General features: G+C 71.1%; 29 protein-coding genes and 2 pseudogenes. 20 read left to right on the top strand and 11 right to left on the bottom strand.

Annotated features, from left to right (window positions below; all coding sequences use genetic code 11):
* Nucleotides 1–399 (bottom strand): MFS transporter (locus FAF44_RS36565; protein ID WP_368857785.1); only part of this gene is annotated, 399 nt, incomplete at its 3' end.
* A 67-nt stretch (nucleotides 400–466) separates the two neighbouring features.
* Between FAF44_RS36565 and FAF44_RS36570 the strand changes: the two genes are divergently transcribed.
* Complete coding sequence (locus FAF44_RS36570) at nucleotides 467–1822, top strand: PLP-dependent aminotransferase family protein (protein ID WP_237107921.1); 1356 nt, start codon at nucleotides 467–469, stop codon at nucleotides 1820–1822.
* A gap of 109 nt (nucleotides 1823–1931) precedes the next feature.
* Here FAF44_RS36570 and FAF44_RS36575 read toward each other — a convergent pair.
* The 5 genes and pseudogenes from FAF44_RS36575 to FAF44_RS36595 all read right to left on the bottom strand — a co-directional run.
* A pseudogene (locus FAF44_RS36575) lies at nucleotides 1932–2153 on the bottom strand (transposase); the annotation flags it as partial.
* Between the two features lie 404 nt (nucleotides 2154–2557).
* The gene (locus FAF44_RS36580) at nucleotides 2558–2800 is read right to left on the bottom strand and encodes a hypothetical protein (RefSeq protein WP_237107922.1); all 243 of its coding nucleotides are present in this window, start codon (nucleotides 2798–2800) and stop codon (nucleotides 2558–2560) included.
* Nucleotides 2757–3047 carry a PqqD family peptide modification chaperone gene (locus FAF44_RS36585; protein WP_237107923.1) on the bottom strand — a complete coding sequence of 97 codons (291 nt, stop codon included), beginning with the start codon at nucleotides 3045–3047 and terminating at the stop codon, nucleotides 2757–2759. Before FAF44_RS36585 ends, FAF44_RS36580 begins: the two co-directional genes overlap by 44 nt.
* A complete protein-coding gene (locus FAF44_RS36590) occupies nucleotides 3044–4924 on the bottom strand; it encodes an asparagine synthase-related protein (RefSeq protein ID WP_237107924.1) in 1881 nt (626 codons plus the stop codon). The genes FAF44_RS36585 and FAF44_RS36590 overlap by 4 nt, the downstream gene beginning before the upstream one ends.
* A gap of 11 nt (nucleotides 4925–4935) precedes the next feature.
* Nucleotides 4936–5085: a lasso RiPP family leader peptide-containing protein gene (locus FAF44_RS36595; protein ID WP_237107925.1), complete on the bottom strand. Its 150-nt coding sequence runs from the start codon at nucleotides 5083–5085 to the stop codon at nucleotides 4936–4938.
* A gap of 616 nt (nucleotides 5086–5701) precedes the next feature.
* On the opposite strand from FAF44_RS36595, the pseudogene FAF44_RS36600 reads away from it, so the two are divergent.
* From FAF44_RS36600 to FAF44_RS36620, 5 genes and pseudogenes are all read left to right on the top strand, one after another.
* A pseudogene (locus FAF44_RS36600) lies at nucleotides 5702–5896 on the top strand (transposase); the annotation flags it as partial.
* 364 nt (nucleotides 5897–6260) lie between these two features.
* Nucleotides 6261–7301 (top strand): NADP-dependent oxidoreductase, encoded by a 1041-nt coding sequence (locus FAF44_RS36605; protein ID WP_237107926.1) that lies wholly within the window; start codon nucleotides 6261–6263, stop codon nucleotides 7299–7301.
* 47 nt (nucleotides 7302–7348) lie between these two features.
* On the top strand, nucleotides 7349–7741 hold the full coding sequence (locus tag FAF44_RS36610; RefSeq protein WP_237107927.1) for a MerR family transcriptional regulator: 393 nt from the start codon (nucleotides 7349–7351) through the stop codon (nucleotides 7739–7741).
* 7 nt (nucleotides 7742–7748) lie between these two features.
* Nucleotides 7749–8084, top strand: coding sequence for a hypothetical protein (locus FAF44_RS36615; protein WP_237107928.1), 336 nt, complete (start codon nucleotides 7749–7751; stop codon nucleotides 8082–8084).
* Between the two features lie 358 nt (nucleotides 8085–8442).
* Complete coding sequence (locus tag FAF44_RS36620) at nucleotides 8443–9219, top strand: zinc-binding dehydrogenase (RefSeq protein WP_237107929.1); 777 nt, start codon at nucleotides 8443–8445, stop codon at nucleotides 9217–9219.
* 191 nt (nucleotides 9220–9410) lie between these two features.
* On the opposite strand, the gene FAF44_RS36625 is transcribed toward FAF44_RS36620, so the two are convergent.
* The gene (locus FAF44_RS36625) at nucleotides 9411–9677 is read right to left on the bottom strand and encodes a hypothetical protein (protein ID WP_237107930.1); all 267 of its coding nucleotides are present in this window, start codon (nucleotides 9675–9677) and stop codon (nucleotides 9411–9413) included.
* Nucleotides 9678–9809: 132 nt separating this feature from the next.
* On the opposite strand from FAF44_RS36625, the gene FAF44_RS36630 reads away from it, so the two are divergent.
* The 7 genes from FAF44_RS36630 to FAF44_RS36660 all read left to right on the top strand — a co-directional run bounded on the left by FAF44_RS36630 (nucleotide 9810) and on the right by FAF44_RS36660 (nucleotide 15339).
* Nucleotides 9810–10253 (top strand): hypothetical protein, encoded by a 444-nt coding sequence (locus tag FAF44_RS36630; protein WP_237107931.1) that lies wholly within the window; start codon nucleotides 9810–9812, stop codon nucleotides 10251–10253.
* Between the two features lie 245 nt (nucleotides 10254–10498).
* On the top strand, nucleotides 10499–10963 hold the full coding sequence (locus tag FAF44_RS36635; protein WP_237107932.1) for a cupin domain-containing protein: 465 nt from the start codon (nucleotides 10499–10501) through the stop codon (nucleotides 10961–10963).
* 35 nt (nucleotides 10964–10998) lie between these two features.
* Nucleotides 10999–11319 (top strand): DUF3870 domain-containing protein, encoded by a 321-nt coding sequence (locus FAF44_RS36640; RefSeq protein WP_237107933.1) that lies wholly within the window; start codon nucleotides 10999–11001, stop codon nucleotides 11317–11319.
* A gap of 54 nt (nucleotides 11320–11373) precedes the next feature.
* Entirely contained in the window at nucleotides 11374–12093 is a 720-nt protein-coding gene (locus tag FAF44_RS36645) for an isocitrate lyase/phosphoenolpyruvate mutase family protein (protein WP_237107934.1), read from the top strand.
* 65 nt (nucleotides 12094–12158) lie between these two features.
* Nucleotides 12159–13484, top strand: a complete 1326-nt coding sequence (locus tag FAF44_RS36650) for an MFS transporter (protein WP_237107935.1) — start codon at nucleotides 12159–12161, stop codon at nucleotides 13482–13484.
* A 60-nt stretch (nucleotides 13485–13544) separates the two neighbouring features.
* Nucleotides 13545–14360: an SDR family NAD(P)-dependent oxidoreductase gene (locus FAF44_RS36655; protein ID WP_237107936.1), complete on the top strand. Its 816-nt coding sequence runs from the start codon at nucleotides 13545–13547 to the stop codon at nucleotides 14358–14360.
* A 10-nt stretch (nucleotides 14361–14370) separates the two neighbouring features.
* Nucleotides 14371–15339, top strand: coding sequence for a D-glycerate dehydrogenase (locus FAF44_RS36660; protein WP_237107937.1), 969 nt, complete (start codon nucleotides 14371–14373; stop codon nucleotides 15337–15339).
* Nucleotides 15340–15358: 19 nt separating this feature from the next.
* Here FAF44_RS36660 and FAF44_RS36665 read toward each other — a convergent pair whose 3' ends face one another.
* A complete protein-coding gene (locus tag FAF44_RS36665; protein ID WP_237107938.1) occupies nucleotides 15359–15727 on the bottom strand; it encodes a hypothetical protein in 369 nt (122 codons plus the stop codon).
* 349 nt (nucleotides 15728–16076) lie between these two features.
* On the opposite strand from FAF44_RS36665, the gene FAF44_RS36670 reads away from it, so the two are divergent.
* The 3 genes from FAF44_RS36670 to FAF44_RS36680 all read left to right on the top strand — a co-directional run bounded on the left by FAF44_RS36670 (nucleotide 16077) and on the right by FAF44_RS36680 (nucleotide 20105).
* Nucleotides 16077–18407 (top strand): tetratricopeptide repeat protein, encoded by a 2331-nt coding sequence (locus FAF44_RS36670; RefSeq protein ID WP_237107939.1) that lies wholly within the window; start codon nucleotides 16077–16079, stop codon nucleotides 18405–18407.
* A gap of 183 nt (nucleotides 18408–18590) precedes the next feature.
* The gene (locus tag FAF44_RS36675; RefSeq protein ID WP_237107940.1) at nucleotides 18591–19421 is read left to right on the top strand and encodes an alpha/beta fold hydrolase; all 831 of its coding nucleotides are present in this window, start codon (nucleotides 18591–18593) and stop codon (nucleotides 19419–19421) included.
* 78 nt (nucleotides 19422–19499) lie between these two features.
* Nucleotides 19500–20105, top strand: coding sequence for a dihydrofolate reductase family protein (locus FAF44_RS36680; RefSeq protein ID WP_237107941.1), 606 nt, complete (start codon nucleotides 19500–19502; stop codon nucleotides 20103–20105).
* Here the strand turns inward: FAF44_RS36680 and FAF44_RS36685 are convergent.
* On the bottom strand, nucleotides 20102–21349 hold the full coding sequence (locus tag FAF44_RS36685) for an erythromycin esterase family protein (protein WP_237107942.1): 1248 nt from the start codon (nucleotides 21347–21349) through the stop codon (nucleotides 20102–20104). The two genes, FAF44_RS36680 and FAF44_RS36685, sit on opposite strands and share 4 nt — an antisense overlap.
* Before the next feature lie 177 nt (nucleotides 21350–21526).
* On the opposite strand from FAF44_RS36685, the gene FAF44_RS36690 reads away from it, so the two are divergent.
* Nucleotides 21527–22507: an NAD-dependent epimerase/dehydratase family protein gene (locus FAF44_RS36690; RefSeq protein WP_237107943.1), complete on the top strand. Its 981-nt coding sequence runs from the start codon at nucleotides 21527–21529 to the stop codon at nucleotides 22505–22507.
* A 41-nt stretch (nucleotides 22508–22548) separates the two neighbouring features.
* On the opposite strand, the gene FAF44_RS36695 is transcribed toward FAF44_RS36690, so the two are convergent.
* Nucleotides 22549–23367, bottom strand: coding sequence for a helix-turn-helix domain-containing protein (locus tag FAF44_RS36695; protein ID WP_237107944.1), 819 nt, complete (start codon nucleotides 23365–23367; stop codon nucleotides 22549–22551).
* Between the two features lie 158 nt (nucleotides 23368–23525).
* Here FAF44_RS36695 and FAF44_RS36700 point away from each other — a divergent pair, with 158 nt between their 5' ends.
* The 3 genes from FAF44_RS36700 (at nucleotide 23526) to FAF44_RS36710 (ending at nucleotide 25799) form a co-directional block, all read left to right on the top strand.
* Nucleotides 23526–24251 (top strand): alpha/beta fold hydrolase, encoded by a 726-nt coding sequence (locus FAF44_RS36700; RefSeq protein WP_237107945.1) that lies wholly within the window; start codon nucleotides 23526–23528, stop codon nucleotides 24249–24251.
* 50 nt (nucleotides 24252–24301) lie between these two features.
* A complete protein-coding gene (locus FAF44_RS36705; RefSeq protein WP_237107946.1) occupies nucleotides 24302–25276 on the top strand; it encodes a DUF2207 domain-containing protein in 975 nt (324 codons plus the stop codon).
* A 175-nt stretch (nucleotides 25277–25451) separates the two neighbouring features.
* Nucleotides 25452–25799, top strand: coding sequence for a VOC family protein (locus tag FAF44_RS36710; RefSeq protein ID WP_237107947.1), 348 nt, complete (start codon nucleotides 25452–25454; stop codon nucleotides 25797–25799).
* A gap of 42 nt (nucleotides 25800–25841) precedes the next feature.
* Here the strand turns inward: FAF44_RS36710 and FAF44_RS36715 are convergent.
* Nucleotides 25842–26443, bottom strand: a 602-nt coding sequence (locus tag FAF44_RS36715; RefSeq protein ID WP_237107948.1) for a hypothetical protein, incomplete at its 5' end; no start/stop codon positions are given.

A 26443-nucleotide genomic window follows, 5' to 3' on the forward strand; every position in this document is an offset into this window, starting at 1 on the left:
GCGGCCGGCCGGCTCGACCAGGGCGGCGAGCAGGGCCTGGCGGGCGGCCGACAGGCCGGTCTGCGCGGTGCCGTACAGGCAGGCGACGAGGACGAACGGCGCGAACGAGCGGACGAACAGGAACGAGGCGACGGCCGTGGCGGTGGCGAGGGCGAGCAGGACGGCGACGCCGCGCGGGCCGCGCCGGTCGGCGAGGTGACCCAGCGGGACGCCGGCCACCGCGCCGACGCCCCAGCCCAGCGTCAGGCCGAGAGCGATCTGGCCGGCCGGCAGGCCGACGATCTGGGCGAAGTAGAACGCGGAGGTGACGAGGTAGACCCCGTCGCCGATGGAGTTCGCGAGCTGGGCCTGCGCCAGGATGCGCCGATGTTTCGTGAAGGTTGGGGGAACGACCGCCATGCACCCATCGTCCGACCCAACTTGTCCCGATATAAGCTCCAATATCGAGCTAATTGATTGGGCCAAGATGGACGTTCACCTCAGCCTCGAAGGCCGCGGTGACCTGGCCGCGCAGATCTACCGGCAACTCCTCGACGCCATCCTGGACGGCCGGCTGCGATCCGGCGAACGGCTCCCCCCGACCAGAGAACTGGCCCGCCGCCTGGAGGTCTCCAGGAACACGGTCGCCCTCGCGTACGACCGCCTCGGGGCCGACGGGTTCCTCGTGGGCCGGGCGGGCGCGGGCACGTTCGTCGCGGCGGAGCCGGTCAGGGGCAGGGCCGCCCCCGAAGGCGTCGTACGCCCCCGTACCGTCTGGGCCGGGCTGGACCCTCCTCCGGGCCCGCCCACCGCCCGGTACGACTTCCGGGTCGGCGTCCCCGACGCCCGGCTGTTCCCCATGGAGACCTGGCGCCGCCTGGTGGCCCGCGAACTGCGCGCGAGCGCGGCCGGGTACGGCGACCCCGCCGGCCACGGGCCCCTGCGCGAGGCCATCGCCCGGCACGTCGGCCTCAGCCGCTCGGTCCACGCCGGGCCCGACGACGTGCTGATCACCAACGGCGCCCAGCAGGCGCTCGACCTCGTCGGCCGCGTCCTGATCGAGCCGGGCGCGGTCGTGGCCGTCGAGGAGCCGGGCTACCCGCCGGCCCGGCTGCTCTTCCGCTCGCTCGGGGCCAGGGTCGCGAGCGTGCCGGTGGACGGCGAAGGCATCGACGTCACGGCGATCCCCCACGCGGCGAGCCTGGTGTACGTCACCCCGTCGCACCAGTTCCCCCTGGGCACGCCCATGTCACTGGCCCGCCGGGCCGCGCTGCTGGCCTGGGCCGAACGCCGCCGGGCGGTGATCGTCGAGGATGACTACGACAGCGAGTTCCGCTTCGGCGCCCGGCCGCTCGAACCCCTCCAGAGCCTCGACCGCGCCGGTCGCGTCATCTACGTGGGCTCGTTCTCCAAGACCCTGCTCCCCATGCTCAGGCTCGGCTTCCTGATCGCTCCCGCCTCGCTCGCCCCCGCCCTGCGCGCGGCCAGACGGCTGTCGGACTGGCACGGCGAGTTGCCCACGCAGGCCGCCCTGGCCCGGTTCATCGACGAGGGCCTGCTGGCCAGGCACATCAGGAAGGCCACCCGCGAGTACGCGGCCAGGCACGCCCTGATCGTGGCGGCGCTCGGCGAGTTCCTGGTCCCGTCCACGGCCGGGCTGCATCTTTGCGCCCTCGGCGTCTCCGTACGGCCCGCGCCCGACCTCGCGGTGGAGCCCCTGGAGGCGTACTGCGGCACGTCCCCTCCCAGAACCGGCCTGGTCCTGGGCTACGGCGCGATCGGCACGGACGCCCTCCCCGAAGGGCTGCGCCTGCTCAGCTCACGGTTGTCCGCGCGCCCGTAGCCCGCTCGGCCCACGGTTGTCGGCGCACCGGTTGCCGGTGCCGCGGACGCGGGTCACGTCCACGGACGTGGTGGATGAATCGATCTTCGCGTGATCCTGTTTCTGCAGGTTAAGCGGTAAGTGTCTGTGGGAGTGGGTTCTGGGCCGGTGTGTCGCCGGTGATGAGCCGGACGCGGGCTTTGGCGAGGATGTCCAGGCCCATGTAGCGGCGGGCTTCGGTCCATTCGTCGGTCTGCTCGGCCAGCACCGCGCCGACAAGGCGGATGATCGCAGGTCGGTCGGGGAAGATGCCGACCACGTCGGTGCGGCGGCGGATCTCCTTGTTCAGCCTTGAATAGCCGGCCCCGCACAGGCTGTCAGCCTCGGCCGACATCAACGTCTCGGCCATGGTCTTCACCATGGATCGCAACAGCACGGGCTTCGCCCGTACATCCTCAACACCAGCCGGCGGGATCCCGCTCGCCGTGCAACGCCGAACTCGACATGTTCGAGCCGGTCGGGCCTGCCGGCTCTGTGCGATGTGCCTGCTTCGAGTCGGAGTGTGGAGGTCATGGGGACGCCGAGGTACCCGGCGCTGCTGGGAGCCTGACCGGCTACAACCGTGGCAACCCCACCCGGCGGCGTTGCGCTGACGGAGCGTCAGGCATGTGAGACCTGTACGCGTTCGAGGTACGTGCCTTACAGGTATCCAATGGATTGTGAGGCACGTGCGGGACGTGGGGTCGTGCCCGGCCGTCAGAGGACGGCGACGAGGCGTCCGGTGACCTGTCCGGCGGCCAGGCGCGTGAGACCGGCGCCGATGTCGGTGAAGGCGATGGGCTCGATGGTGGGGACGACCTGTCCGTCGTCGATCAGCGCGAGGAGCCGGGTGAGCTCGTCGGGTGTCCCGACGTTGGAGCCGACGTAGTCGGCTTCCTTGGGGTCATGGGCACGCTCATCGGCTGCCCCCGGGTTCGGCGTCGGTGAGCAGTCCGGCATCGCGCAGGGCCGTAACGAAGGCGGCGTCGGCGGCGTCGGCGTTCGGTGCCGCGCCGGAGTGGGCGGCGACCAGGCGGCGGGCCGCTTCGGCGGTGTCGTGGCCGTCCAGCAGGGCGCGCACGATGATCAGGCCGGTGGCGTTCAGCCGGTGGTAGCGGCCGGTGCGCTCGTCCAGCACGGCCGCCTCGCAGCCATGGGGAGTCTCGACGGGGGTGAGGGTGAGGTAGGGGCGTAGCCGGACGGTCATGGAGTGCTCTCTGGAGGGTGGGGCCGGTGGCCGGTGGCGGGTTGGAGGGTGTGGTCGGCATGGGGCAGGGCGCGTAGCCAGTTCTCCGCCGCGACCAGGATCGCCAGGTCGATGCCGAAGGTGGCGGACGCGGAGGGGCGCGAGCAGGCGCGGCGCAGCGCGGTCTGGTCGGCCAGGCCGAGCGCGACCAGGCGCGAGTCTTCGGCCAGGGCGGCGATCTGGTCGTGGTGGCGGCGCAGCCCGTGGGTGAAGACGGCACCGAAGGCGGCTTTGGTGGTGCGGGCCAGGCTGCCGGCGGGCAACCGGCCGGTCATGGCGGCCACGATGAGCGGCTTGTAGACGCCGGGCCGGACCCGGTCCTGGATCCGGGTCGCCAGGCATGCCTGCATGACGTGGTCGTCGTAGTAGGGGGCGTGCAGCGCGGGGCCGTGGCCGGCGAGGAGCTGCTGGACAGGGCTGACGGTGGCGCTGCTGTGGCGCAGCAGGGCGATGGCCTGGTGCTGGCAGCGCCGCTCGCTCAGCGGGGTGGCGCTGGTGGCGGCCTCGCGCAGGCGCCGGGCGGCGGTGCGGGCGGCGTCAGGACCGATCCAGGAAGGCAGCCGTAGCTGGCCGTCCCAGCCGAGGCTGGGCCGGCTGATCGGAGGCTGCGGGGCGGTCAGCAGGTCGGCCTGGCCGGCGAGCCAGACGGGGTAGGGCCGCCGGTCGGCCAGGGCCGCCATGGTGGCGGTCAGGGGCCAGCGGCGCCGGGCGCGCACCTGGCGCAGCCGGGGCCACAGCGCCAGCGGCCGGATCCGGGCCAGATCGTGCAGGTATCCGTCGCCGGTCAGGGTGAGCTCGTCGCCGCCGAACCCGGTCAGATGCGCGCTCGCGCCGTGGCGGGCCAGCAGCGCCGCCACAGCGCGGATCTCGTGCAGGGAGCTCACCGCGCCGAGCGGTTCGTCCAGTCCGGCGATGGGTTCGGCGACGCCGGCGAACCACGCGGGCAGCTCGCCGGGAGCGGTGACCACGTGTTCGGCGTCCAGGTGGGCGGCGGCCTTGGCCGCCCAGGCCGCGTCGTCGTGGGCCGGGTCGTCCACCTCTTTGCGGATGGTGATCAAGCGGGCGTCGCGCTCGCGGGCGGCGTCCTGAGCCAGGAAGCAGAGGGGGGTGGAGTCGAGCCCGCCGGACAGGTCGGCCGCCACGACGCCGCCGGCCGGGACGCGGGCGGCCACCGCCTCGGCCAGGACGTCGGCCAGCGCGGGCGCGGCCTGGGCGATCGGCAGGTCGGGCTCGGGCGGCTGCCACCAGCGGCGGATGCGCACCGTCCCGCCGGCCTCCAGGTGAGCGGCGCTGCCGGCGGGCACGGCCGTCACCGTCTGCCACAGCGAGCCGGACAGGGCCGGCGGCGTGAACCGCAGCAGATGCACCGCCATCTGCTCAGTGTCCAGGCCGGCCCCGGTCAGCGCGGCCAGCACGTGCGCCCGGTCCCCGGCGACGGCGGTGCCGTCGAGGCGGGCATGAAAGATGCGGCGCAGGCCCGAGGCACTGCCCTGCACTCGGACCGCGCCGTGCAGGGCGACCAGCAGGTGGTAACTGCCCGGCAGCCGGTCGGGCAGCAGGTCGGCGTCGTCCAGACGCGTGACCCCGGCGGCCAGCCGGGCCAGATCGGCAGCGGTGACCGGGCAGCACCCGATCACCGCCACGGAGACCGGCCCTGCCTGCGCGCTCACCACTGGGGTGGCGGTGAGCGCGCCGATCAGGCAGGGCCGGCCAGTGGCATGGCGCAGCAGCACCGAGGCCCCCGGCAGGCCGGTCAGCCGGGCCGCCTGCGCCGCCGCCTGATTGGTGGTGCTATCAGGCAGCGCCACGAACCAGGCGCCGTCAAGAGCCAGTCCCACAGCCTGACCTTCTACTGCTCCCAGTACCACCACATGCTGCTCCAACTGTCGGGGCTGATCGGTTGCATGAGTGTGCCGCGGGTGAGCTCGGCGAAGTCTCCGACCTGTTCGATGGTGGGCGGCTCGTAGGTGGCCGCCGTGGTGGCGAGGTCGAGGGTCATGGTCAGGGGTTCCTTTCCTTGAGAGCGGGGCCGATGCGTGCCACCGCCTTTGAGAACTGGTTACCACCACCAAGCCATCGCTATGAGTATCTATACAGTTACAGCCTGCAACTATCTGCTGGGGAGGCACGGCGCGGACTCCGGCTCAAGGTTCACAACGGAACAGAATCACCTGTCGCATGACCAGTGGGTAACCACGCGGGCACGCCGTCCGCCTCCCGGGACCGCTGACGCTGACCGCCCGCTCCGCGGCGGGACCTGGCCGAGTCGGCCGCCGCCGTGCGCGGGGCGGCGGCAAGGGCGCGCTGCTGCGCCGGGAGAGCCGGGCCATGTAGGCGGCGGAGTAACGGCGGGCACTGGCCCGTTCGCGTACCTGGGGATCAGGGATCTCCGGATCCGGCTTGCTTGCTCCCACGAAGGGATGTCTCCTTCCCCACCTTCAGCACAGAGTTTCATGCACATTTGTTGCCTATGTCTATTTTGACAGGAAGGGATCGCCACCGACCACCCCACCGTGGCGGCCGCCTGGGTCGATGGCGGCTACAACAACACGGTGATCCGGCATGGCGCCAAGCGTGGGATCGATATCCAGGTGGTCAAGTGTGGCGCCGGCAGCGGGTTTCAGGTCCTACCGCGTCGTTGGGTGGTCGAGCGAACGCTGGGCTGGCTCATGCAGCATCGGCGGCTGGTGCGCGACTACGAGACTCTCCCGCAGCGGTCCCGCTCCATGATCTATTGGGCGATGGCTAACATAATGAGCCGGACATTGACTGGAGAATCAACCCAAACCTGGCGCATCAAATATGACTAAAACAGACATAGAGTTCAAGATCTAGATCAGATGCCCTCTTAGGGAACTGCCCCTACACGTCGACGGTGCCGGCCGCGTGGGCGGGTGCGCTCGCGGTGATCTCGGTGTCGCTGATGATCCCGAACGTGGCACGCAGCGCCGTAAGGCCACCGGACGACCTCGCCGGCCCGGATCGCGGACGCCCACCAGGCCGGCGAGTTTGACGCGAGCGTTCCCGGCCGGATGATCGTCGACTCGACTCCGGTGGCCGCGATGAACCGCTCGATCCCCTTCGGACCCAGGGTGCGGCCGGGTATATTTCCGGGCCGTCATTCGGGAGGACGGCTTGACCTTCACGCATGGGTCAATCCCTACCGTCGTCGGCATGAACGCACCTTCGAAGGATCCAATGTTCTCCGGCACCTCCCGCACTGGGTTGGAGGCCCGGCTTGTCGCACGTCCGAAGGGCCTGCCCGGTCCCGGCGACTTCGAGATCATCGAGGTCGCCGTCCCTGAGCCCGCAGTGGGTCACGTACTGGTCCGCAATCTGTTCATGTCGCTCGAGCCCGCCATGCTCATGTTGATCGCCGGGGCCTCCGATCTGCCGATGCCTCGCTATGAGATCGGCGAGGTGATGTACGGAGCCGCCATCGGTGAAGTGGTCGCCTCTGCCGATCCGTCACTAGGCACAGGTGACCTGGTGATGCACCGGTTCGGCTGGCGTGAGTACGCCGTGGCGCAGGCCGGGCTGTTCCACCGCGTCGACCGGGACGCCTACCCGACGCCTTCTATCCACCTGGGCTCCGGACTGGTCGCCTATGTCGGGCTCATGGACGCCGCGGAGCTACGGCCCGGAGACACCGTCTTCGTCTCCAGCGCGGCTGGAGCCACCGGGACCATGGCCGGCCAGATCGCCCGGCTCAAGGGAGCGTCTCGAGTGATCGGCAGCACCGGATCACCCGGGAAGGCCGCTCATCTGACCGGCGAACTCGGGTTCGATGCGGCCTTCGACTATCACGACGGCCCGATCGTGGACCGGCTGCGCGAGATCGCCCCCGAAGGCATAGACGTCTACTTCGACAACGTGGGTGGCGAACACCTGCGTGCCGCGATCGAGGTCATGAGCCCGCACGGCCGCATCGCGCTGTGCGGATCCCTCGACCGGCAGAGCACAGGCCGTCCTGACGACGGGCCGGGCGACCTGCTCAGCGTGATGGGCAAGCGCCTCACCATGCGCGGCTTCACCGTGAGCGATCACCGTGACCGTGCTCCGGAGTTCTCCACGCAGTTCCGTACCTGGCTGAGCGAAGGCGCGATCGTCTACGACGAGACGGTGATCGACGGGCTCGCGAACGCACCGCAGGCCCTCCTCGATCTCGTGAAAGGCGCATACACCGGGAAGACGGTGGTCCGGTTCGGGACTTGACCTTGACGTATACGTGAAGCCGTACGTTGGACCCGGAGGTGCCCGTGATGCTCATCGGTGAACTGGCCGCGAAGGCCGGAACCACCACCCGTGCGCTGCGCTACTACGAGGAGCAGGGCCTGCTGGGGTCCGGCCGTACGGCCGCGGGGTATCGCGTGTACGAGCCCGGCGCGACCCTCCGCGTCCGCAACATTCGTGAGCTGCTGGCCTGCGGGTTCACCGTCGAGGACGTGAAGTCGTTCCTGGACTACCTCGATGCCGAGCTGCCTGAGGTGTTCTGCCACGTGCCGCCGTGCGCCGCCACCAACGCCGTCGCCGCGCAGCGGGTGGCCGAGCTGCAGGAGCGCATCGCCACCCTCACCCGGCTGCGCGACAGCCTCATCCACCGGATGCCCTGGCTGGCGGCACCCGGCGACACCGCAGACGAGCGGGTCGCCTGATCGCGAGGTGCTGCGGACGTCCCGGCTGGGCGAGCACACCATCCCACGCGCCGCGCAGGACAGCCCGATCCGCTGCCTGTACGAGGAACATCCCGCTGGGCTGATCGAGCAATTGTGGGCCCAGTTCACCACGCTGCTCCCCGAGCGGCCCATGTTCGGCCATGGCCACCTGCTCGGCCTTCACCGCCGCCGCCCAGGACGGCATCAACGTCTCCTTCGACAATGCCGGAGTAGTCCCCGGGAAGCCACGGTCGAGGTCATGAACGCAGGCGGGCGCGTCCTGCTCTGCGGTGCCATGACCGGCCAGATGCTAGGACACGGCGACGAGGCGACGCCGCGCTGAACCAACCGCTGATCATCGCGGAACGGCTGCGGATCCACGCACGCACCGTCACCGACCACGGCAAGCATTTCGGCCGTCGGCTGCGCTCGGGCGCAATCCGCTACGCGAGACGGTCCTGGACCACATAGGGAAGGGGCCGCAGGAGTTCTGCGACGTACGACGCGGCGGCTGCACCGGCCGCGTCGTCATCCGACTGTCTTGACCATCACACACATCAGGCGGCGATCTCACTGTGAAAGCTCTCATCCACGACCCTTCCGCATCCCACGGAATTCGACTGGCCGATGCGCCCGACCCGCTGCCCGGCCCGGGACAGGTGCTGGTCGAGAATCAGGCAATCTCGCTGAACTATGGGGAATTGCGCAACATCGCCGGCAACACGCCGGGGACAGTGCCGGGATGGGACTCGGCCGGGATCGTGGTGCGCGGCGCCTCGGACGGCTCCGGACCGCCCGCCGGTTCCCGCGTGGTCACCTTCGGCTGGGGCGGGGCCTGGGGTGCGTTACGGGCGGTGGACACGGCCGAACTCGCGATCGTCCCCGACACGGTGGAGTCGGGTGCGGCGAGCACACTGCCGGTGGCGGCGGTCACCGCCCTTCGTGCCCTGCGCGACCTCGGCGGGGTCATCGGACGGCGGATACTGGTCACCGGTGCCTCCGGCGGGGTGGGGCGCTTCGCCGTGCAACTCGCCGCCCGCGCGGGCGCCCACGTCATCGCCTCCGTCGGCAGCCCGGAGCGCGCCGAAGGACTTGCCGCCCTCGGCGCCCACCAACTCGTCACCGGCCTGCACGGAGTCCAGGCGCCGCTGCACGGCATCCTGGACAACGTAGCCGGACCCCAGCTCGCCGCCGCTTTCGCCCTGCTGGCCCCCGGGGCCACCGCAGAATGGATCGGCACCGTCTCCGGTCAGGCCATCCCGCTTGACACCCCGCACAAGATGAGCCAAGGACGTCTCAACGCGTTCTTCCTCGGCGATCTCCTCGGCGAAGACCTCTCCTACCTGCTGACCCTGCTCGAACACGGCAACCTGGACCCCCAGATCGCCTGGCGCAGCACCTGGCACGACGTCGCCGCCGCTGCCGACGCGCTATTCGCCCGCCGCATCAACGGCAAAGCCGTACTTGACGTCAAATAACCTTGCTGACCCATCGAATAGGTTTCGAGCCATGACCTGAGCCGACGCCTCCGGGATCAGCCGCCCCAGGAGGCAGGCGGGGATTCATGTTCAGGTTGACCTCGGCGTAAGGGAACGCGTGAGACCAGATCGTCGAACTGGACGAACGTCGCGGCCCTGATGTCCTCCGGCCCCGTGTCCGCCGAGCCGGGTCACCCGTCGGTCAGCGCCGGCCCAGATGATTGGCGGCATCCCAGACCACGTGGGTCCCATTCGCCGGGAGCGCCGGTGACGGTGAGGATCTCGGGGGACAGCCCGAGGCGGTCCATCTCCTCGCGCAGGACGTCGGCGCAGCGGCCCAGGGCGCGGCCGGGCGGGTTCTCCGACTCGACGGCCACGAGGCGTTCCAGCAGCCGGGCCATGTCCTCGGCCCGCTCGTCCATCCAGGCGCTCACCTGGGCGACACGATCCGTCATCATGCGGTCCTCGTCCCGCCAGGAGAGAGTTTCCCGCGGACAGTATTGGGGCTTGATCGGGCGAGTGGCGTCGTTGTCCGAGAAGGGCGGTGAGAATCCTGGAAATGACATTGACGACGGGCGCACACTGAGACCGTGGAAGGTCGGCAAGCACACGAGGACTACGCCGCCCTCTGCCGGCAACGCGCCGCGGAAGCCGCCGCACGAGCCCATGTCTGCCGCGAACGGGCGGACCAGGCCGCCGCACGGGTGCGCGAGGCACGGCAGAGAGCCGAGCGATGGAGCCGCGAGGGCAGGACGGTGCCACGTCCCCCCGTCGAACTCGACTCCCCGAGGGGAGCGGGCGACCTGGGCGACGCCGCCCGCACCCCGGACGAGCCCGCACCGGCCGACCGGCAGCCGGTCGCGCGGTGGCGCAGGCGGCGGCGGGTCATGGGGGCGGCCGCGAGCGCCGCCCTGTTCGTGGCCGTGCTCCGGGTGATCGTCGTGAGCGTCGTGCGCGCGCAGCTCTACAGCGGACGCCTCTCCCTGGGGGTCCTGTCGATCCTCGCGCTGTCGAGCCTCGGCGAACTCTGGTGAGCGCCACGCTCACCGCCCGTCTCACGAGCGGGTGAGCAGCGCGGCAAAGTTTGGAAACAAGGTCTTGCGGCTGGTCGAACGTTTCGTTTAGCCTCACACCTACCAACAGCGGATCTCGACGATGTGGCCTGCCGGGCAGGATGCCCGGTCCACCCGCATCACCGTCGGGCCCTCTCCCTTGGGCAGGCGTCGCCCTCGCGCCGCCGTTTCGTCGCCGCCGCCTCCGGCGCGCCGAGGGAGCCACCATGACCCTGCACGTCTCCGGTACCGAAGTGCGAGAGCAACTCGCCGACATGGGCACCACGTCTTTCGTCACCAAAGCGGTGTACGGCGACGCGGCCTCGCTGATGATCGCGACGCGCCCGCCCGGCTACCACTCCAAGCCGCACACCCACGACTGCGAGCAGCTCAACTGGCTGCGGGCCGGGCAGGTCTGGATCTTCATCGAGAACCGGGCGTTCCGCCTGGAGACGGGTGACTTCCTGCGGATCCCGGCGGGCGCGGTGCACTGGGCCTGGAACAGGTCCGACGAGCCCTGCACCATGGTCGAGGTGCACGCCCCCGGCCTCCAGCGCGACCCGACCCTCGCCGCCCACGCGGTCGGCCTGTACGACGACGGCGAGACCCCTCGGCCCGTGGCCGAGCCGGTCACCACGTTCGTCGACTTCGACGCCGCCGAGGTCGAGAAGCTGACGGAGCAGGCCCCATGACGGCCTCGCTCACCGAGTGGTGGCACACTGCCCCTATGGGTGCGCGCGCAAGCCTGATCGTCGTGGGATACGCCAAGGTGCCGAGGACCTCCGCGGTCCACGGCGCCAGCGAGTTCCTCACGGTCAGCCTGCGCATCGACCGTGAGACCGGCGCGATCATCGAGGTCGACTCGACCGCCATCGCCGGCATGGTCCGCGACTGGGTGTCCGAACTCCTGGTGGGAGTGAACTTCGCCGACGACATCGGCCCGGTGCTGGCCGAGATCGACGCGCACTTCCTCAGCAACGCGGCCGGCTCGCTCAAGCAGGCCATCACGGACGCGTGGCGGCGCTACGCGGCCTACCGGTCGAGCTGACGGCCCCGTCAACCCCACACCACCACGACGTGCGTGTGGTCAAGGAGCATGCCCATGTCACCGTCCACGCTGCGCGCCGCGCTGCGCGACCGTCCACTGCTCGTCCCGGGCTGTCATGACCCGCTGAGCGCCCGCATGGCCGCCACCGCCGGGGCGCGGGCGGTCTTCGTCTCCGGCGGCGCGGTCGGGCGCGCCCTGTTCGACGAGCCGATGATCCCGCGCTGGGGCGCGGACACCTACCTGTCCTACGTACGCCTGATCTGCCGCAGCTCGCCCGTCCCCGTGATCGTGGACGGCGAGGACGGCTTCGGCGACCCCGCCGGGCTCTGCGCCGAGGCGACGGACGCGGGCGCCGCCGCGATCGTGATCGGCGACTCGCGCCCCGACGGGACCCTGCTGCCCGCCACGGAGTTCGCGGACCTGATCGCCGAGGCCCGCAGCCGCTCCGGGCTGCTGTTCGTGGCCAGGTCCGACGGCCTGGAACACGACCGCGCCGGCACCGCGGAGCGGCTCGGCCGCTACCACGAGGCCGGCGCGGAACTCACCATGCCGCTGCTGAACTCCGTCCTGCGTACGGAGTCCGGCGACCGGCTGCTCGGCACCGTCACCGAGCTGGCCGCCGCCGCCCGGGGGTCGCTGGCCGTGCACTCCAGGCTCGGCCACGAGCTGCCGCCGCACGATCGGCTACCGGGGGGAGTCGCCGCCGTCCTCGTGACGGCGATCTCCGTGCCGCCGTCCGCGGACCATCTCCGACGGCTTCTGACCCAGCGCTGACGCCCGGCAGGACGTCAGCGGCCGGCGGCGAGCATCCCGCCGGCCGCGCAGAAAGGTTCGACCCAATGACAACCCCACCGGTGGACATCCGGACCAGGACGCTACGCAAGGTCATGTGGCGTTTCCTGCCCCTGCTGGGACTCTGCTACTTCGCCCTCTACCTCGACCGGCTCAACGTCTCGGTCGCCGCACTGACGATGAACGCCGAACTCGGCATCACCCCGGCGATCTACGGGCTGGTCGCCGGGATCTTCTTCTGGACCTACTCCCTGTTCGAGATCCCGAGCAACTACATCGTCTCCCGCGTCGGGGTGCGGGTGTGGGTCTCCCGCATCATCGTGAGCTGGGGCCTGGTGACGATGGCGACCGCGGCCGCCCAGGGCGAGATCAGCCTCATGCTGCTGCGTCTGCTGCTCGGCATCGCCGAGGCCGGCTTCTCCCCGGCCATGCTGTTCTTCGTCGCCTGCTGGTTCCCGCCGGCCCAGCGCGCGGCGGCCATCTCGCTGATGGTGATCGCGGTCCCGCTGTCCGGGTTCGGCACGCCGATCTCCGCGCACATCATGACCGGCATGGACGGCCTGCTCGGCCTGGCCGGCTGGCGGTGGATGTTCCTCGTCACGGGGCTGCCGCCGGTGATCCTCGGCTTCGTGTTCTACCTCGTGATCCGCAACCGGCCCGCGGACGTGGGCTTCCTGGACCCGGACGAGAAAGCCTGGCTCACCTCGGAGCTGGCAAGGGAGAGCGCGGGTCTCGGCGGGCACGCGGCGCACCCCTTCCGGCGCGGCGTGCTCAACCCCCGGGTCGCGGTGCTGGTCGTCGTCTACATCCTGTTCGCGTTCAGCCTGTTCGGCTACCAGTTCTTCATCCCGCAGATCCTGAGCCAGTTCGGGCTGGACACCAACGCCATCGGCTGGGTGGCGGCGCTGCCGCCGGTCCTCGCCGTCGTCCCGATGGTGTGGTGGTCGAGGCACTCCGACCGCACCCAGGAACGCATCCGGCACTTCGCCGCCGCGGCGGCCACGGCCAGTGTCGGGTTCCTGGCCGCCGGGCTGCTCATCGACCAGCCGGTGCTGGCCATCGCCGGGTTCTGCGTGGCCGGGGTGGGGCTGTACTGCTGCATCCCGATCCAGCTCTCCATTCCGTCCACGTTCCTGGCGGGTTCGGCGCTGGCCGCGGGGCTGGCCACCATCAACGGCCTCGGCAACATCGGCGGTTACATCGGTCCCCAGGTCACGGGGCTCATCCGCGAGGCGACCGGCGACTTCACGCTCGCCGTGCTGGTGCTGGGGGTCAGCATCCTGTGCTCGTCCGTGCTCGCCCTGGTGCTCGACGCGCGGATCCGGCGCTCCGAGGCGGCGACCCGGCGCGAGGCGGTGCTCGATGCCCCGTGATCGGTCGTACGTCATCATCGACCGGTATGAGCCAGCGGCCTGCGACGTGAAGGAGAGCGGATGTCAAGCGGACGGCTGACGGGGAAGGTGGCGGTGGTCACCGGGGCGGCGAGCGGGATCGGCGCGGCGAGCGCGCGGCGGCTGTCGGACGAGGGGGCGAGCGTGGTCGTCGTGGACGTCGACGCCGCCGGAGCCGAGCGGGTGGCCGCCGGCCTGCCGGGGCCCGCGCTCCCCGTCGCGGCCGACGTGTCACGCGAGGACGAGGTCGAGGGGTACGTGAGCGCCGCCGTCGACGCCTTCGGCGCGGTGCACCTGCACCACCTCAACGCCGGCGTCGCCGGCAGCCTCACCCCGCTCACCGAGGTCGGCGTCGAGGAGTTCGACCGGGTCATCGCGGTCAACCTGCGCGGCACCTTCCTCGGCGTGCGCGCCGCCTTCCGTCGCTACGAGCGGCAGGAGGGCGGCGGCGCCGTCGTGGTCACCTCGTCGATCGCGGGCCTGCGGGGCAGCCACGACCTGCTGCCCTACCAGACGTCCAAGCACGGCCTGATCGGCCTGGTCCGCGGCGCCGCCGTGTACGGGGGGCCGAAGGGCGTGCGGGTCAACGCGGTCGCCCCCGGCCTGGTGCCCACCGGCCCGGCCGCCGCGTCGCCCGCCGCCGCGGCCGACATGCGGCGCAGGGGGAGCACGGTGCCGCAACGGCGCACCGGGACGCCGGAGGAGGTCGCGGCGGCGGTGGCGTTCCTGCTCAGCGACGACGCCGGCTACGTCAACGGCGAGGTGCTCTCCGTCGACGGCGGAGCCGCCTGGGTGAGCACCGTGCGCGCCTCGGGCGGCGCGGGGGCCTGGGACACCCGTGCCGTGGACGATCACTAGGGTGGAGACCATGACGACGTTCAAAGTGGTGGTGACGGGTCGCCTGCCCGAGGCGGTGCTCGGCGAGCTGGCCGCCGCCGGGACACTGTGGACGCCGCCAGACGGCGGCCCCCTGTCGCCGGAGGAGCTGCGTGCGGCGGTGCCGGGCGCGAACGCCATCGTGTCGATGCTGCACGACCGGATCGACGGGGCGGTGGCCGACGCCGCGGGCCCGGGGCTGCGCGTGGTGGCCAACGTCGCCGTCGGCTACGACAACCTCGACGTGCCCGCTCTGCGCGAGCGCGGCGTCACCGCGACCAACACCCCGGGCGTGCTCACCGACGCCACCGCCGACCTGGCCATGGGGCTGCTGCTGTCGGTGAGCCGGCGGCTCGGCGAGGGCGAGCGGCTCATTCGGTCCGGCCGCCCGTGGCGCTTCGCGCTCGACTTCATGCTCGGCTCGCAGGTGGGCGGCAAGCTGCTCGGCGTGGTGGGGCTCGGCGAGATCGGCCGCGCGGTGGCCAGGCGGGCGCGGGCGTTCGGCATGAGCGTCGCCTACACCGGGCGGCGCCGCGCGGCGCCCGAGGTGGAGCGCGAGCTCGACGCGTCCTACCTGCCGATGCCCGACCTGCTGGCCGCCTCCGACGTGCTCACCCTGCACTGCCCGCTGACCCCGGCCACCCGCCACCTCATCGACGCCGCCGCGCTGGCCGCGATGAAGCCGACCGCGTACCTGGTCAACACCAGCCGCGGCCCGGTCGTGGACGAGGCCGCGCTGGTGGAGGCGCTCAAGAGCGGGGTGATCGCGGGCGCGGGGCTCGACGTGTTCGAGGACGAGCCGCGCGTCCATCCCGGGCTGCTCGACCTCGACAACGTCGTGCTCGTGCCGCACCTCGGCTCCGCCACGACGGAGACGCGCACGGCGATGGCCCGGCTGGCGGCCGACAACGTCCGCGCCGTCCTGTCGGGAGCACCGCCGCTGACGCCGATCACCGGCTGACGGCCCGGGAGCGGATGGGTCAGCCGGTTGAGGTCGTGCCGAAGCCGCAGGGCGGCGCGGTGCCCGGCTGGAGCTGGACGAGGCGTACCTGACGGAATTCGGCCGGTACGGTTCCGCGTCCGACGCACAACACCGTGCTCGCCCCTGCCTGGTTGATCAGGAGTGCCTGGCATCCGGGACTCGGCTGGTTGTGGAAGGCGTCGATCTGGAACTGCTGGAAGGGGAATTGCCGCGGCGGTTGACAGGTGTCGTAGAGAATCGTGCGACTGGCGGACCCACTGCTCAATGTCAATTGTCCATCGGCGGCGTGGGCGGTGCTTGTCGTGCCTACTACGGTCAGGCAGGTCAGGGCGAATCCGACTGTCAGTGCCCTCAGTGGAGAACGCATAGGGCGAGTTTCGCCGTGGCATGAATAAAGCGTCAAGAGACAGAGATCGGACATTCTCCGGGCCTCACTAATTGCTGGTCATGCCCGGCGCAAGGGCGGTACCCGGACATTTGCCGGGCATTCGCCCTCGCCGGCGGAAAAGGCTGTCGGTCGGGAGTAGTGCGCCGGCGCTGAATACGCGGTGAAGTGTAGATTCCGGATACGACCGTGGACGGACGACGCGGCCGCATGCCTCGACGAGTGTGGGGGCATGAAAAGGACACGACGATGAACGTCAGGCTCCCCGGCCCCCGCCCGGCGCCCTTCCAGGGCTCTGGCCGTTGTTCGCTGACGTTCACGGAATCACGCCATGTCCATTGACGAAGAGAAAGCGGCGGACGCCGGCACGGTGGGGAACGGGCCGAGCCTGGGAGCCCTGCTGCGGGCCCACAGGGAACGGGCGCTGCTGACCCAGCAGCAACTGGCCGACCGTGCCGGACTGAACGTCCGCACCATTCGCCGGCTCGAACTCGACCTGGCGCATCGCCCCCGGAGCACTTCTGTCTACGGGTTGGCCAAGGCACTGAGCCTGAGCACCCCGGAGGAGAAGGAGCTGGCCGCCGCGGCCCGCGCCTTCTCGGCCTGGGTGACCGCCGGATCCCGGCCGGAGCCGGACAGCACACCGCGGCAGCTCCCGCCGGTCGCCGCGCATTTCGTCGGCTGGCGTACGGAACTGGCCATGTTGGACGACCTGCACAAGGAGTCGGCGGCGGGGGCGCATCTGTCGGTGCTGATCGTCGGTGGCGCCGGAATGGGCAAGACGACGCTGGCGCTCCAGTGGTGCTCGGCGGTCGCGGACGACTTCCCGGACGGGCAGCTGTACGTCAATCTCCGGGGGTTCGGCACACTGCGTCCGGTCGAGCCGTTGGACGCGCTGGCCGTGCTGCTGCGCAGTCTGGGTGTGGCCCCGGACGAGGTTCCCGACGATCTGGCGGCGGCGTCCGCGCTGTTCCGCACCCGGACGGCCAACAGCCGGCTGCTGCTCCTGCTCGACAACGCGCTGGACAGTGAGCAGGTTCGCCCGCTGCTGCCCGCACACGGCTGCGCCGTCGTCGTCACCAGCCGCGACCAGTTACGCAGCCTGGCCGTGCGCGAGGCCACCGCCCGCATCCGCATCCCGCCGCTCGGGTTGCGCGATTGTGCGGAGTTGCTCAACCGGGTGTCCGGCCGCAGCACGATCTCGGCTGCTGATCCGGCCGTGCGCAGGCTGATGAACCTGTGTGACACCTCGCCGCTGGCGTTGCGGATCATCGGCGAACGTCTCGCGCGGCAGCCCGGCGTCGCTCTGCCCGACATCGTCGAAGAGATCGCTGACGGACGCGAACGACTCGAGGTCTTCTACAGCGGCGACGACGCCCCTTCGGACCTGCGGACCGTCCTTTCCTGGTCCTACCAGCGGCTCGACGGGGACGCGGCGTGGATGTTGCGCGCGGTGGGCGCGCTGTATCCCGGCGCCGACTTCGGCCTGGTCGCGGCCGGCGCCCTGTCGGGGTTCCCGGTCGGGCAGGCGCGCAGGCACCTGGACCGGCTGGTCTCCACCCACCTGGTGGAGCAGCACGGAGACCGCTACGAACTGCACGACCTGATCCGCGCGTACGCCGCCGAGGAGAGCCGCCGCCACGATTCCCCCGCGACGCGCGCCGAGGCCGTGTCCCGACTGCTGACCTGGTTCAGCCACGGCATGTACGCCGCCGACGTCGCCTTCACACCCGGTCGCATGCGTGAGCCTCTTGGCGACCTGGGCGAGCTGAGCCGGTCGATGGAGCCGGTCGGCTTCTCCGACCTGTCCGCGGCCCTGCGCTGGTGCGACCTGGAACACCAGACGCTGACGGCGTTGCCCGCCTGGGCCCACGACAACGGCGAGCCCCGCGCCGCCGGCCAGATCGCCTACCTGCTGCAGGTGTACCTCTTTCACTACGGTTACCACCACGACCTGCTCGCCGGTCACCGGGCCGCCCTGAAAGCGGTGCGGCAGATCGGGGACCGCCGGCTGGAGGGGCACCTGCTCAGCGCGATGGGCAACGCGTCCTCCGAACTCCTCCGCCCGAAGGACGCGGCCCGCTATCTGCACCAGGCGCTGGCGGCGATCCGGGACGGCGGCGACCGCCGCGGCGAGGCCAAGGTCCTCGGGAACATCGCGATGAACGCCATAGACGTCCGCGACTACGTGGCGGCGCGAGAGCGGTGTGAGCAGGCGCTCGCGGTGGTGTCCGACTCAGGGTACGAGCGTGGTCATGCGCACACGCTGGACACCCTCGGTGAGGCGCATTTCGGCCTGGGGGACATCGGCTCGGCGATCGCCTGCTGGTCGCAGGCACTGGAGATCAACCGGCGCAGCGGGGCGCTCTTCGTGCAGGCGACCAACATCACGAATCTGGGGCGCGCCTATTCCGCTCTGGGAGACCACGAAAACGCCGTCAAGCACCACCTTGAGGCGATCTCGGTGTGCCGGGCGATCGAAAGCCCCCGGGGAGAGGCCATGGCGATTTTCAACCTGGGCCGCGCCTATCGTTCCCAGGGCAGACCGGCGGACGCGGAGAGCGCCTGGCGGAAGTCACTGGCCATCTTCTCCCGGGTCCGTGACGCCAAGGCCGCCGATGTCCGGCGCGAGATCCAGGCACTCCCGGGGGTAAGCGAATAACAGGAGCAGTTCACCGGAGCCACTGGAATTCAAGGATCGCTGCGAAATGTCCGATCAATGTCCGGACGGTTTTCCTTTTCCCGGACAGGCGCGAGAGTTCATACTCTCAAGAACGCTTCGGCGTCCGGAGAAAAGCAGCGCGGCGGGAAATCTCCGCACTGTTTCACAGCCAAGGAGAAGGACATGACCGCCATCAATGGCACCACCCGCTCGGCGGACGGGACGGAGATCGCGTTCACCGCGGTCGGTTCCGGGCCGGGGATCGTGATCGTCAACGGTGCCATGGACTACCGGAACGCTCGATCCACCGAGGCCGGCCTCGCGCGGAGGCTGGCCGGGCAGCACACGGTGATCACCTATGACCGGCGCGGGCGCGGGGAGAGCGGGCCCGCCGATCCGGCTCTGACGGTGGACGAGGCGATCCAGGCGGAGGTCGGCGACATCGCCGCCCTGATCGGCCAGGCCGGCGGCACGGCCGCCGTGCTCGGCTTCTCCTCCGGCGGGGTGCTGGCGCTGCATGGCGTGCAGGCGGGTCTGCCGATCACCGCGCTCGCCTTGTGGGAGCCGCCCTTCGTGGTCGGGCCGTCCCGGCCTCCGCTCGCCCCCGGTTACCGGGAGCGGGTCCAGCAGGCGCTGGCCGACGGGCGTCCCGGCGAGGCGGCCACGCTGTTCTTCGTCGAAGCCTGCGCGTTCCCCGAGGAGGCCGTCGAGCAGATGCGCGCCGAGCCCTACTGGGCGGGCCTGGAGAAGCTCGCGTCCTCGCTGCCCAACGACGCCGCCGCCATGGGCGACACCATGAGCGGAGACTTCACCACCCTCCAGCGGTTCGCCTCGATCGACGTCCCCACGCTGGTGACCTACGGCGCCTACGCCTTCCCCGGGTTCACGGAGGCGGCCCACGCCATCGCCGCCGTCCTGCCGAACGCCACGGCTCGCGAACTGCCCGGCGACGACCACGACGTGTCGCCGGAACACCTGGCGGACGCCCTCGCCGAGTGGCTGAGACAGCGCTGAGATCGCCCGTTCGCCACGACCACATCACCGCCTGTGCCGCCCGCGCCTGCGGGCGGCCTCCCCACGGAGACATCGCACATGGGAAAGATCCTGGTCCACGAGTTCATCACCGCCGACGGCGTGATCGACGACCCCGGTTGGTCGGCCGGCTACCCCTTCACCGACGCCATGAACGACGCCGTCGCCGGCATCACCGCACGCTGCCGCTCCATCGTGCTGGGCCGAGTCACCTACCGGTTCTTCGAGGGGCCGTGGGGCGAGCGCACCGACGCCGACGACCCGCACGCGTCCTTCTTCAACGACACGCCCAAGTACGTGGTCACCACCACGCTGGACACGCCGACCTGGCGCAACTCCAGCATCCTGGGCCCGTACGACCCCGACGCCATCCGGAGGTTCAAGGACGCGGCCGAGGGTGACATCTTCATCAGCGCCAGCGGCACCCTGGTGCGCGCCCTGCTCGCCGACGGCCTGGTGGACGAGCTCAACCTGTTCGTCTATCCGCTGACCCTCGGCCGGGGCACCCGCCTGTTCCCGGCCGATGCCCCGCCTCTGACCCTGCGCCTGGAGGCGCACCGGGCCTTCGAGAACGGCGTCCTGCACCTGACCTACCGGCCGCTGGCCCGACCGGCGTCACCGCAGGACCCCGAGAACGGCTCGCCGGGTATCCGCGAACAGAGCTAGAGCGGTGTGCACGGGGTGATCACCTGCCGGTGGACGACCACGTCGAACCACTGCGCCAGCGACCCGCCCTCCATGTACGACTTCTGGGCGAACGCCGGGTCGTAGCCCGCGTAGCCGCGTACCTTCGCCGGGGCGCGCAGCCACTCGCTCACGGCCTGCGGCGCCTTGTTCCGCAGGTCCACGACGTACTGGGCGGGGCCGTTGCCGGCGAAGGCGTCGCCGAAGACGCGGTTGGCGAAATCGGCGTCCGGGCGCGGCACCGGAGCCGGGGCCACGCCGCAGCCGGAGCCGGTGCCCAGCGTCCCGTGGTCGAACAGCACGGTGATCGAGCGGTACCGGTCGCCGTACCAGCGGCGCAGGTAGGAGCCGGCGTTGTCGAAGACGAGCGGCGGGCCGCCGAGCGTCAGCCGCAGGCCCGGCGCGGCGGCGGTGTGCGCGGTCGACGCCCAGTAGGCCACCTTGTCACCGGTACGGCGCTGCCACCAGCGCAGGTTCTCCGCCGCGCGGGCGTCGCGGTAGGCGTAGATCTCCTCGAAGGGCAGGCTGAAAGCCTCGTACCAGGAGAGGATCTGGCGGGCGTTGTGCAGGGCCAGTTGCTGGTCGTCGTTCTCGGGCAGCCGTTCGACCAGTTCGTAGACCGCGCGGGCGTGGCTGATGAAGGGTCGCTTGTTCGGTTCGGCGCGGTACCAGTCCAGGTTGGCCCGGGTGTCCTCGTGGCGGGGGGCGATGAACCTCAGGTGGCGTCGCAGCTCCCGCAGTCGCCACGGGGCGGCCTTGGCCACGTACGAGGAGACGGCGTCGTGCGCCAGGGAGCGGGTGGCGTAGTACTCCACGCCGACGAACCGCACCATGCGGCCGGGGTGGGCGGCGTTGTGGGAGCGCAGCCAGGCCAGCACGTCGCGTACCTCGCGGGTCCGCCACGTCGTCGTCAGCTCGCCCATGAGCGCGTCGAGGCCGCCCTGGCCGCCGAGGACGTACCGGTTGACCCGTACGCTCGTCGTCCAGTCCTCCTCCCAGGCGATCGAGCGGAATCCCCTCTCCTCCACCAGGTATCTGAGGAGGCCGAACTTGATCGCGGCCTCCTCGTGCGTGTTGTGGGTGGACTCGCCCAGACCGACGACGGTGGCCCCGCCGATCGACTCCTCGGTGATCTCCTGCCGGGCGTTCTGCTCGATCCAGCCGATCACCTGAGGATCGGCGACCGCGGTGGTGGCCAGGACGCCGGCCATGAGTAGCGGCAACATGTGGACTCCCGTTCCGAAAGAGGCAGTGGAACAAGAGTTCCGCGCACCGCGGCCGACGGCATCCAACGGGCGAACCATCACCGGCTACACCGGGTGGCGTAGTTGACGGGGGTGCCGGCTCAACCGACGGCATCACGTACCGCCCACGATGCCTCGGGACGTGCCAGAGTCAGTCGAATGAGAGTCCTGATTCTCGGCGGTACCGGATTCACCGGCAGACGGATCACCCGGCGGCTGGCCGAGCGCGGCGACGAGGTCCTGGTGGTCCATCGAGGGACGACCGTGGCCGAGGACCTGCCGGGGGTGTCTCACCTGCGCACCGCCCGGCGGGCGCTGGCCGATCATGCCGCCCGCGTGCGCCGGTTCGCCCCTGAGGCGGTGGTCGACGCCTTCGCGCTGACGGGCGCCGACGTGGAAGCGGTTCTCCCGGTCCTGCCGGACGTCCCCACCGTGGTGCTGTCCAGCGTCGACGTCTACCAGGCGTTCACCGGACTGAACACCGGCCGTGAGCTCGCCGCCATGCCCCTCGACGAGGAGTCCGAGCTGCGCCGCGATCGTTACCCCTACCGTGGCGCGGGCCTGCCGGGCGTTCCGGACGACTACGAGAAACTCGATGTCGAGGAGCGGTGGCTGCCCCGTGGCGCGGTGGTGCTGAGGTTGCCGATGATCTATGGCCCGCATGACGGGCAACGCCGCGAGGACCTCATTCTCCGCAGGGTTCGCGCCGGGCGTGAGCGCATCCCCGTCGGCGCGGCCAACCTGCTCTGGACGCGGTTGCACGTCGACGACCTGGCCTCGGCCGTACTCGCCGCGCTGGACAGCCGGGCCGCCGACGGACAGGCCCTCACGATCGGGGAGTCACGCACCCTGACCCTGGGAGGCTGGTTCCGGCAGATTCTGGCTGCCGCCGGCTCGTCCGCCGAGCTCGTGCGCGTCCCCGATGCCGCCCTTCCGCCCGGGCTGGCGCTGGCCGGCGCACCGCTCCAGCACGTCCTCGTGGCCTCCCACCGCGCCGCCGCGCTGCTCGGCTGGTCCGCCGGTGACCCTGCCGGGCGGGTCGCCCAGTCCGTACGCTGGCATCTGGACCACCCCTCCCCATCACCATGGACGGAGCAGGAGGCGGCGGCCGACGACGCCGCACTGGCCGCGAGCGCCTGAACGCCACCCCGGCCTCAGGCGCTGCGCGGCGGGGGAGGAGGTCATGTGCGGGTGAGGGACGCGAGGAGCGCCAGCTTGTCCGCGCTGTCGGTGCCGGGGTCCGGGTGGAGGACGACGAGGGTCTGCCCGGCCGCACCGCTGACGCCCAGCCGCTCCCGGTTCAGCCACAGGCCGCCCACCTGGGGATGGTCCAGGTACTTGGGCGTGCCTTCGCACGTTTTCACGTCGTGACGGGCCCAGAGCGTGCTGAAGTGCGGGCTTTCGAGGCAGAGCTCGCCGACGAGTTCGATGCAGCGGGGATCGTCCGTGTCGGTGCCGACGGAGTCGCGGAAGCCGGCGACCATACCCTGCGCGGCGTCCTGCCAGTTCGGGTGGAGAGCCTGCTCGGCGGGGTCGAGGAACACGTCACGCAGGCGGTTGCGCCCGGCCACGAGTCGCGGCGACAGCGCGGTGGCCGGCGCGTTGGCGGCCAGGACGTCGAAGCAGCGGCCCTCCACGTAGGCGGGGAGCGGGAGCGTGCGCAGCAGTTTGGCGACGCCCGCGGGGACGCTCTCCTTACGGGGCCGCCGCCGTCGCCGGGGCTTCGCCGTCCCGAGGCGTAGCAGGTAGGCCGTCGCGTCGTCGTCGAGCAGCAGCACGCGGGCGAGGGATTCGAGGACCGACGCGGAGGGGTTGCGGTCGCGTCCCTGCTCCAGGCGCAGGTAGTAGTCGACGCTGATGCCGGCGAGCATCGCGACCTCCTCCCTGCGCAGGCCCGGCACGCGGCGCACCCCCACGGAGGGGAAACCGGCCTGTTCGGGAGTGACGAGCTTGCGGCGGGCGCGTACGTAGTCGCCCAGCACGTTGGATCCGTCGCTCATCTCGCCACTGTAGTGCGCGTGCCTTCGTGCGTACCTGGTCCTGTCACCCCCAGGATCGCGGGGGCTCTGGCTCGGCCGGCGGGCGGGCGGAAACCTTGCCTCCGGGACGAACGCCGACGCATCAGCCGGTGGTCCCGCCGAGAACAAGGAGCTCCATCATGTCAACATATGTGCTGGTACACGGGGCCTGGCACAGTGGGCGATGCTGGGATCGGGTGGTCCCGTCGCTGGCGTCGGCCGGGCATCGGGTGGTCGCGCCGTCACTGACCGGCCATGGCGACAAGGCGCATCTGCTCGGCCCCGAGGTGGGGCTGGACACGCACGTGGACGACATCGTCGGGCTGATCGTCGAGCAGGACCTCACCGAGGTGATCCTGGTGGGCCACAGCTACGCCGGGCTGGTCATCTCCTCGGCCGCCAACCGGGTGCCGGACCGTATCGCCCATCTGGTCTATCTCGACGCGATGGTCCCGGAGGACGGCGAGAGCGCGCTCGACGTGCAGCCCATGACCCGGGCCCTCATCGAGCGGGCCGCGCGGTCCGGGACGGGCTGGCGGATCCCGCCGCTCCCCGAGGCGCCGCCGCCCCTGGGCCTGTTCGGGGTCACCGATCCGGCGGACCTGGCGTGGCTGCGGACGATGCTGTCGGACCAGTCGGCGCTCTGCCTGCGGCAACCGGTCCGGCTGGACAACCCCGCCGTGCGCACGATCGCGCGGACGCACATCCACTGCGTGGCCGGCGTACCCGAGGGCATCGAGCGGCGGCCCGTCCCGGCGATCCAGCCCAACGGCAGCCCGGCGCGGGTGCGGGAACTGCCGACCGGGCACGACTGCATGATCACCATGCCGGCCGAGCTCGCCGGACTGCTGCTCGACGTAGGCTGATCCTGGTTCGGACGCCCGCGCCGATCCCGCCGAGGGGGACGATGGGTGGCTTGACGGCGCTCATTTGCGCACTCTGCATGCTGCCGTTCGCCGGCACCGCGTCCACGGGGGCGGCGACCGCCGGCGACCCCCTCTACACCCTTTCCGAGACCGCCGTGCTGGCGCAGGTCGCCGCCGACGGCCGGGTCACGGTCACCGAGCAGCACACCTTCGCCTGGCACGGGCCGGGACACGGCGCCTACCTCGACATCCCGCTCGGCCCGGAGACACGCGTCGAGGACGTCTCGGTCAGCGAGGGCGAGACCGTCTACCGACGCGGCCCCGACGCCGCCGAAGGCGTGCACCGCCCGGCCGGCACGTTCGGCACCGCCTGCTGCGAGGGCGGGCGACAGCGCGTGGCCTGGTACTTCGCCGCCGCCCCCGGCTCCGTCCGCACCTTCGCCGTCCGCTACACCCTGCGCGGCGCCGTCACCGCCTACGACGACCAGGCGTTCCTCAGCCTGCCGGTCTGGGGCGAGAACTGGCCGCAGCGGCTCGACCTGCTCCGCGTCGAGATCCGGCTGCCGCGCGAGCGCGACCCCGGCGCGGGCGTCCTGGAAAGCGCCAGGGACCCCGCGCTCACCGTCGACGCGGCCACCCGCACGGCCACCCTGACCGAACGCGGCATCGCCCCCGGCCGGGCCCGCACCGCCGAACTGGCCCTCCCGCGCGGTCTGCTCGACGCGAACCCCGCCGGGGCCGATGTGGCGTTCGGCAGCGGCAGCGCGCACCTGAACAACATGCGCACCAGCCTCGACGACCCCGCGGTCCGGTGGACGATCGCCGTGATCGGCGGGGGCCTCCTGCTCATCGTCGGATACGCGCTCATCGACCAACTGCGCAGGCGTCGTCGTGCCACCCGCGCGCAGGGCCGCGGGACCCACTCCGGGCACTCGTACGGCGGCTACTCGGGCTCCGGCTCCGCCGGCGGCCACTACGGTGGCGGCGGGGGCGGCTCGGGAGGAGGCGGCGGCGGTGCCTGGTGAGACGACGGCACGGAGGGGCGCCGGATCGCGGGCCCGGTCGCTCGCCTGATGCCGGCACTGGTCAGGGCGTCGGTCAGGCCGAGGGTCCGGGGTCGCGATGACCTTTGCGGACGTTCCTGGTCCATACCCGTTGAGAGCCGGACCTCCGGGGTCCCGGCAGAAGGGAAGACCGACAATGGCAGTAGGGATCTTCGCGGGCATTCCCGTCCGCGACTGCAAGAGCGCCGTGGAGTGGTACACCAAGCTGCTCGGCAAGGAGCCGGCGTTCTTTCCCAACGACATCGAAGCGGTGTGGCGACTGGACGAGGACCGATACGTCTACGTCATCGAGGATGCCGCTCGCGCCGGCGGGGCGGTGGGCATGATCTGGGTGGACGACCCGGCGTCCGAGGTGGACCGGATCGCGGAACGCGGGCTGCGACCGGTGGACACGGAGCAGCACGGGAACGTCTGCAAGTGGGTCTTCCACGACGCCGACGGCAACGAGACGGGCATCGGAGGCGAGATCGCGCCCGCGTCCTGAACCGGGAGGCCGGCCGGTCCGGCCGGCCTCCCGGTCCGCCGCTCAGGTGAGGAAGCCGCCGTAGGGGCCGTTGAGGATGCCGTTCTTCTGCGCCTGGCTGAAGGTGCAGTTCGGGTAGCTGTAGAAGGACGCCGACATGCACGTGCCGTCGGTGGACGTGGCGTCGGGCAGCCCGAACGCGTGCCCCAGTTCGTGCACCATGCCGCCGTACCAGCGGTTCATCGGGCCGTTGATGCCCGCGGCGCCGTCGGCGTCGTGGCCGCTGAGGATCACCCACCCGTTGCCGCCGCCACCGCCGGCGCCCTCGCCTTCCGCGCTGACCTCGCCCACGTTGACCCAGCGGCGGTCCGGTGCGCCGAGCCCGAACTTGCGGCGCAGTTCGGCCTGCATGTTGCACACCGACCACCAGTACTTCTCGCCGCAGTTCGGCGTGTTCTCGTACCAGCTTCTGGGCTGGTCGCCGTTGACGACCTCGACGATCGGGTCGTTCAGCGTGAAAGTCTTGCCCAGTTGCCGGCCGAAGAAGCGCTGCGCCTCCTGCATGACCTTGGCCACGCCGTCCGGGTAGCGCTGGTCGTAGGCCACGTCCGACGGCTTGAGCCAGAAGACGCGCACGGTGCCCTGCGGCGGCGTGCCCGCTGTCG

Origin of the sequence: Nonomuraea sp. MG754425 (genome assembly GCF_021699195.1) — a bacterium.
GTDB lineage: Bacteria > Actinomycetota > Actinomycetes > Streptosporangiales > Streptosporangiaceae > Nonomuraea.

What these genes read in the sequence shown, in the direction of transcription:
- FAF44_RS36645 (WP_237107934.1), top strand. Translation starts at nt 11,374, where the DNA reads ATGTCACCGTCCACGCTGCGCGCCGCGCTGCGCGACCGTCCACTGCTC.
- FAF44_RS36580 (WP_237107922.1), bottom strand. Translation starts at nt 2,800, where the DNA reads ATGCCGGACTGCTCACCGACGCCGAACCCGGGGGCAGCCGATGAGCGT.
- FAF44_RS36640 (WP_237107933.1), top strand. Translation starts at nt 10,999, where the DNA reads ATGGGTGCGCGCGCAAGCCTGATCGTCGTGGGATACGCCAAGGTGCCG.
- FAF44_RS36665 (WP_237107938.1), bottom strand. Translation starts at nt 15,727, where the DNA reads ATGCGTTCTCCACTGAGGGCACTGACAGTCGGATTCGCCCTGACCTGC.
- FAF44_RS36680 (WP_237107941.1), top strand. Translation starts at nt 19,500, where the DNA reads ATGGGAAAGATCCTGGTCCACGAGTTCATCACCGCCGACGGCGTGATC.
- FAF44_RS36625 (WP_237107930.1), bottom strand. Translation starts at nt 9,677, where the DNA reads ATGATGACGGATCGTGTCGCCCAGGTGAGCGCCTGGATGGACGAGCGG.
- FAF44_RS36570 (WP_237107921.1), top strand. Translation starts at nt 467, where the DNA reads ATGGACGTTCACCTCAGCCTCGAAGGCCGCGGTGACCTGGCCGCGCAG.
- FAF44_RS36585 (WP_237107923.1), bottom strand. Translation starts at nt 3,047, where the DNA reads ATGACCGTCCGGCTACGCCCCTACCTCACCCTCACCCCCGTCGAGACT.
- FAF44_RS36635 (WP_237107932.1), top strand. Translation starts at nt 10,499, where the DNA reads ATGACCCTGCACGTCTCCGGTACCGAAGTGCGAGAGCAACTCGCCGAC.
- FAF44_RS36710 (WP_237107947.1), top strand. Translation starts at nt 25,452, where the DNA reads ATGGCAGTAGGGATCTTCGCGGGCATTCCCGTCCGCGACTGCAAGAGC.
- FAF44_RS36685 (WP_237107942.1), bottom strand. Translation starts at nt 21,349, where the DNA reads ATGTTGCCGCTACTCATGGCCGGCGTCCTGGCCACCACCGCGGTCGCC.
- FAF44_RS36655 (WP_237107936.1), top strand. Translation starts at nt 13,545, where the DNA reads ATGTCAAGCGGACGGCTGACGGGGAAGGTGGCGGTGGTCACCGGGGCG.
- FAF44_RS36610 (WP_237107927.1), top strand. Translation starts at nt 7,349, where the DNA reads ATGCTCATCGGTGAACTGGCCGCGAAGGCCGGAACCACCACCCGTGCG.
- FAF44_RS36660 (WP_237107937.1), top strand. Translation starts at nt 14,371, where the DNA reads ATGACGACGTTCAAAGTGGTGGTGACGGGTCGCCTGCCCGAGGCGGTG.
- FAF44_RS36690 (WP_237107943.1), top strand. Translation starts at nt 21,527, where the DNA reads ATGAGAGTCCTGATTCTCGGCGGTACCGGATTCACCGGCAGACGGATC.
- FAF44_RS36700 (WP_237107945.1), top strand. Translation starts at nt 23,526, where the DNA reads ATGTCAACATATGTGCTGGTACACGGGGCCTGGCACAGTGGGCGATGC.
- FAF44_RS36695 (WP_237107944.1), bottom strand. Translation starts at nt 23,367, where the DNA reads ATGAGCGACGGATCCAACGTGCTGGGCGACTACGTACGCGCCCGCCGC.
- FAF44_RS36670 (WP_237107939.1), top strand. Translation starts at nt 16,077, where the DNA reads ATGTCCATTGACGAAGAGAAAGCGGCGGACGCCGGCACGGTGGGGAAC.
- FAF44_RS36595 (WP_237107925.1), bottom strand. Translation starts at nt 5,085, where the DNA reads ATGACCCTCGACCTCGCCACCACGGCGGCCACCTACGAGCCGCCCACC.
- FAF44_RS36675 (WP_237107940.1), top strand. Translation starts at nt 18,591, where the DNA reads ATGACCGCCATCAATGGCACCACCCGCTCGGCGGACGGGACGGAGATC.
- FAF44_RS36650 (WP_237107935.1), top strand. Translation starts at nt 12,159, where the DNA reads ATGACAACCCCACCGGTGGACATCCGGACCAGGACGCTACGCAAGGTC.
- FAF44_RS36605 (WP_237107926.1), top strand. Translation starts at nt 6,261, where the DNA reads ATGAACGCACCTTCGAAGGATCCAATGTTCTCCGGCACCTCCCGCACT.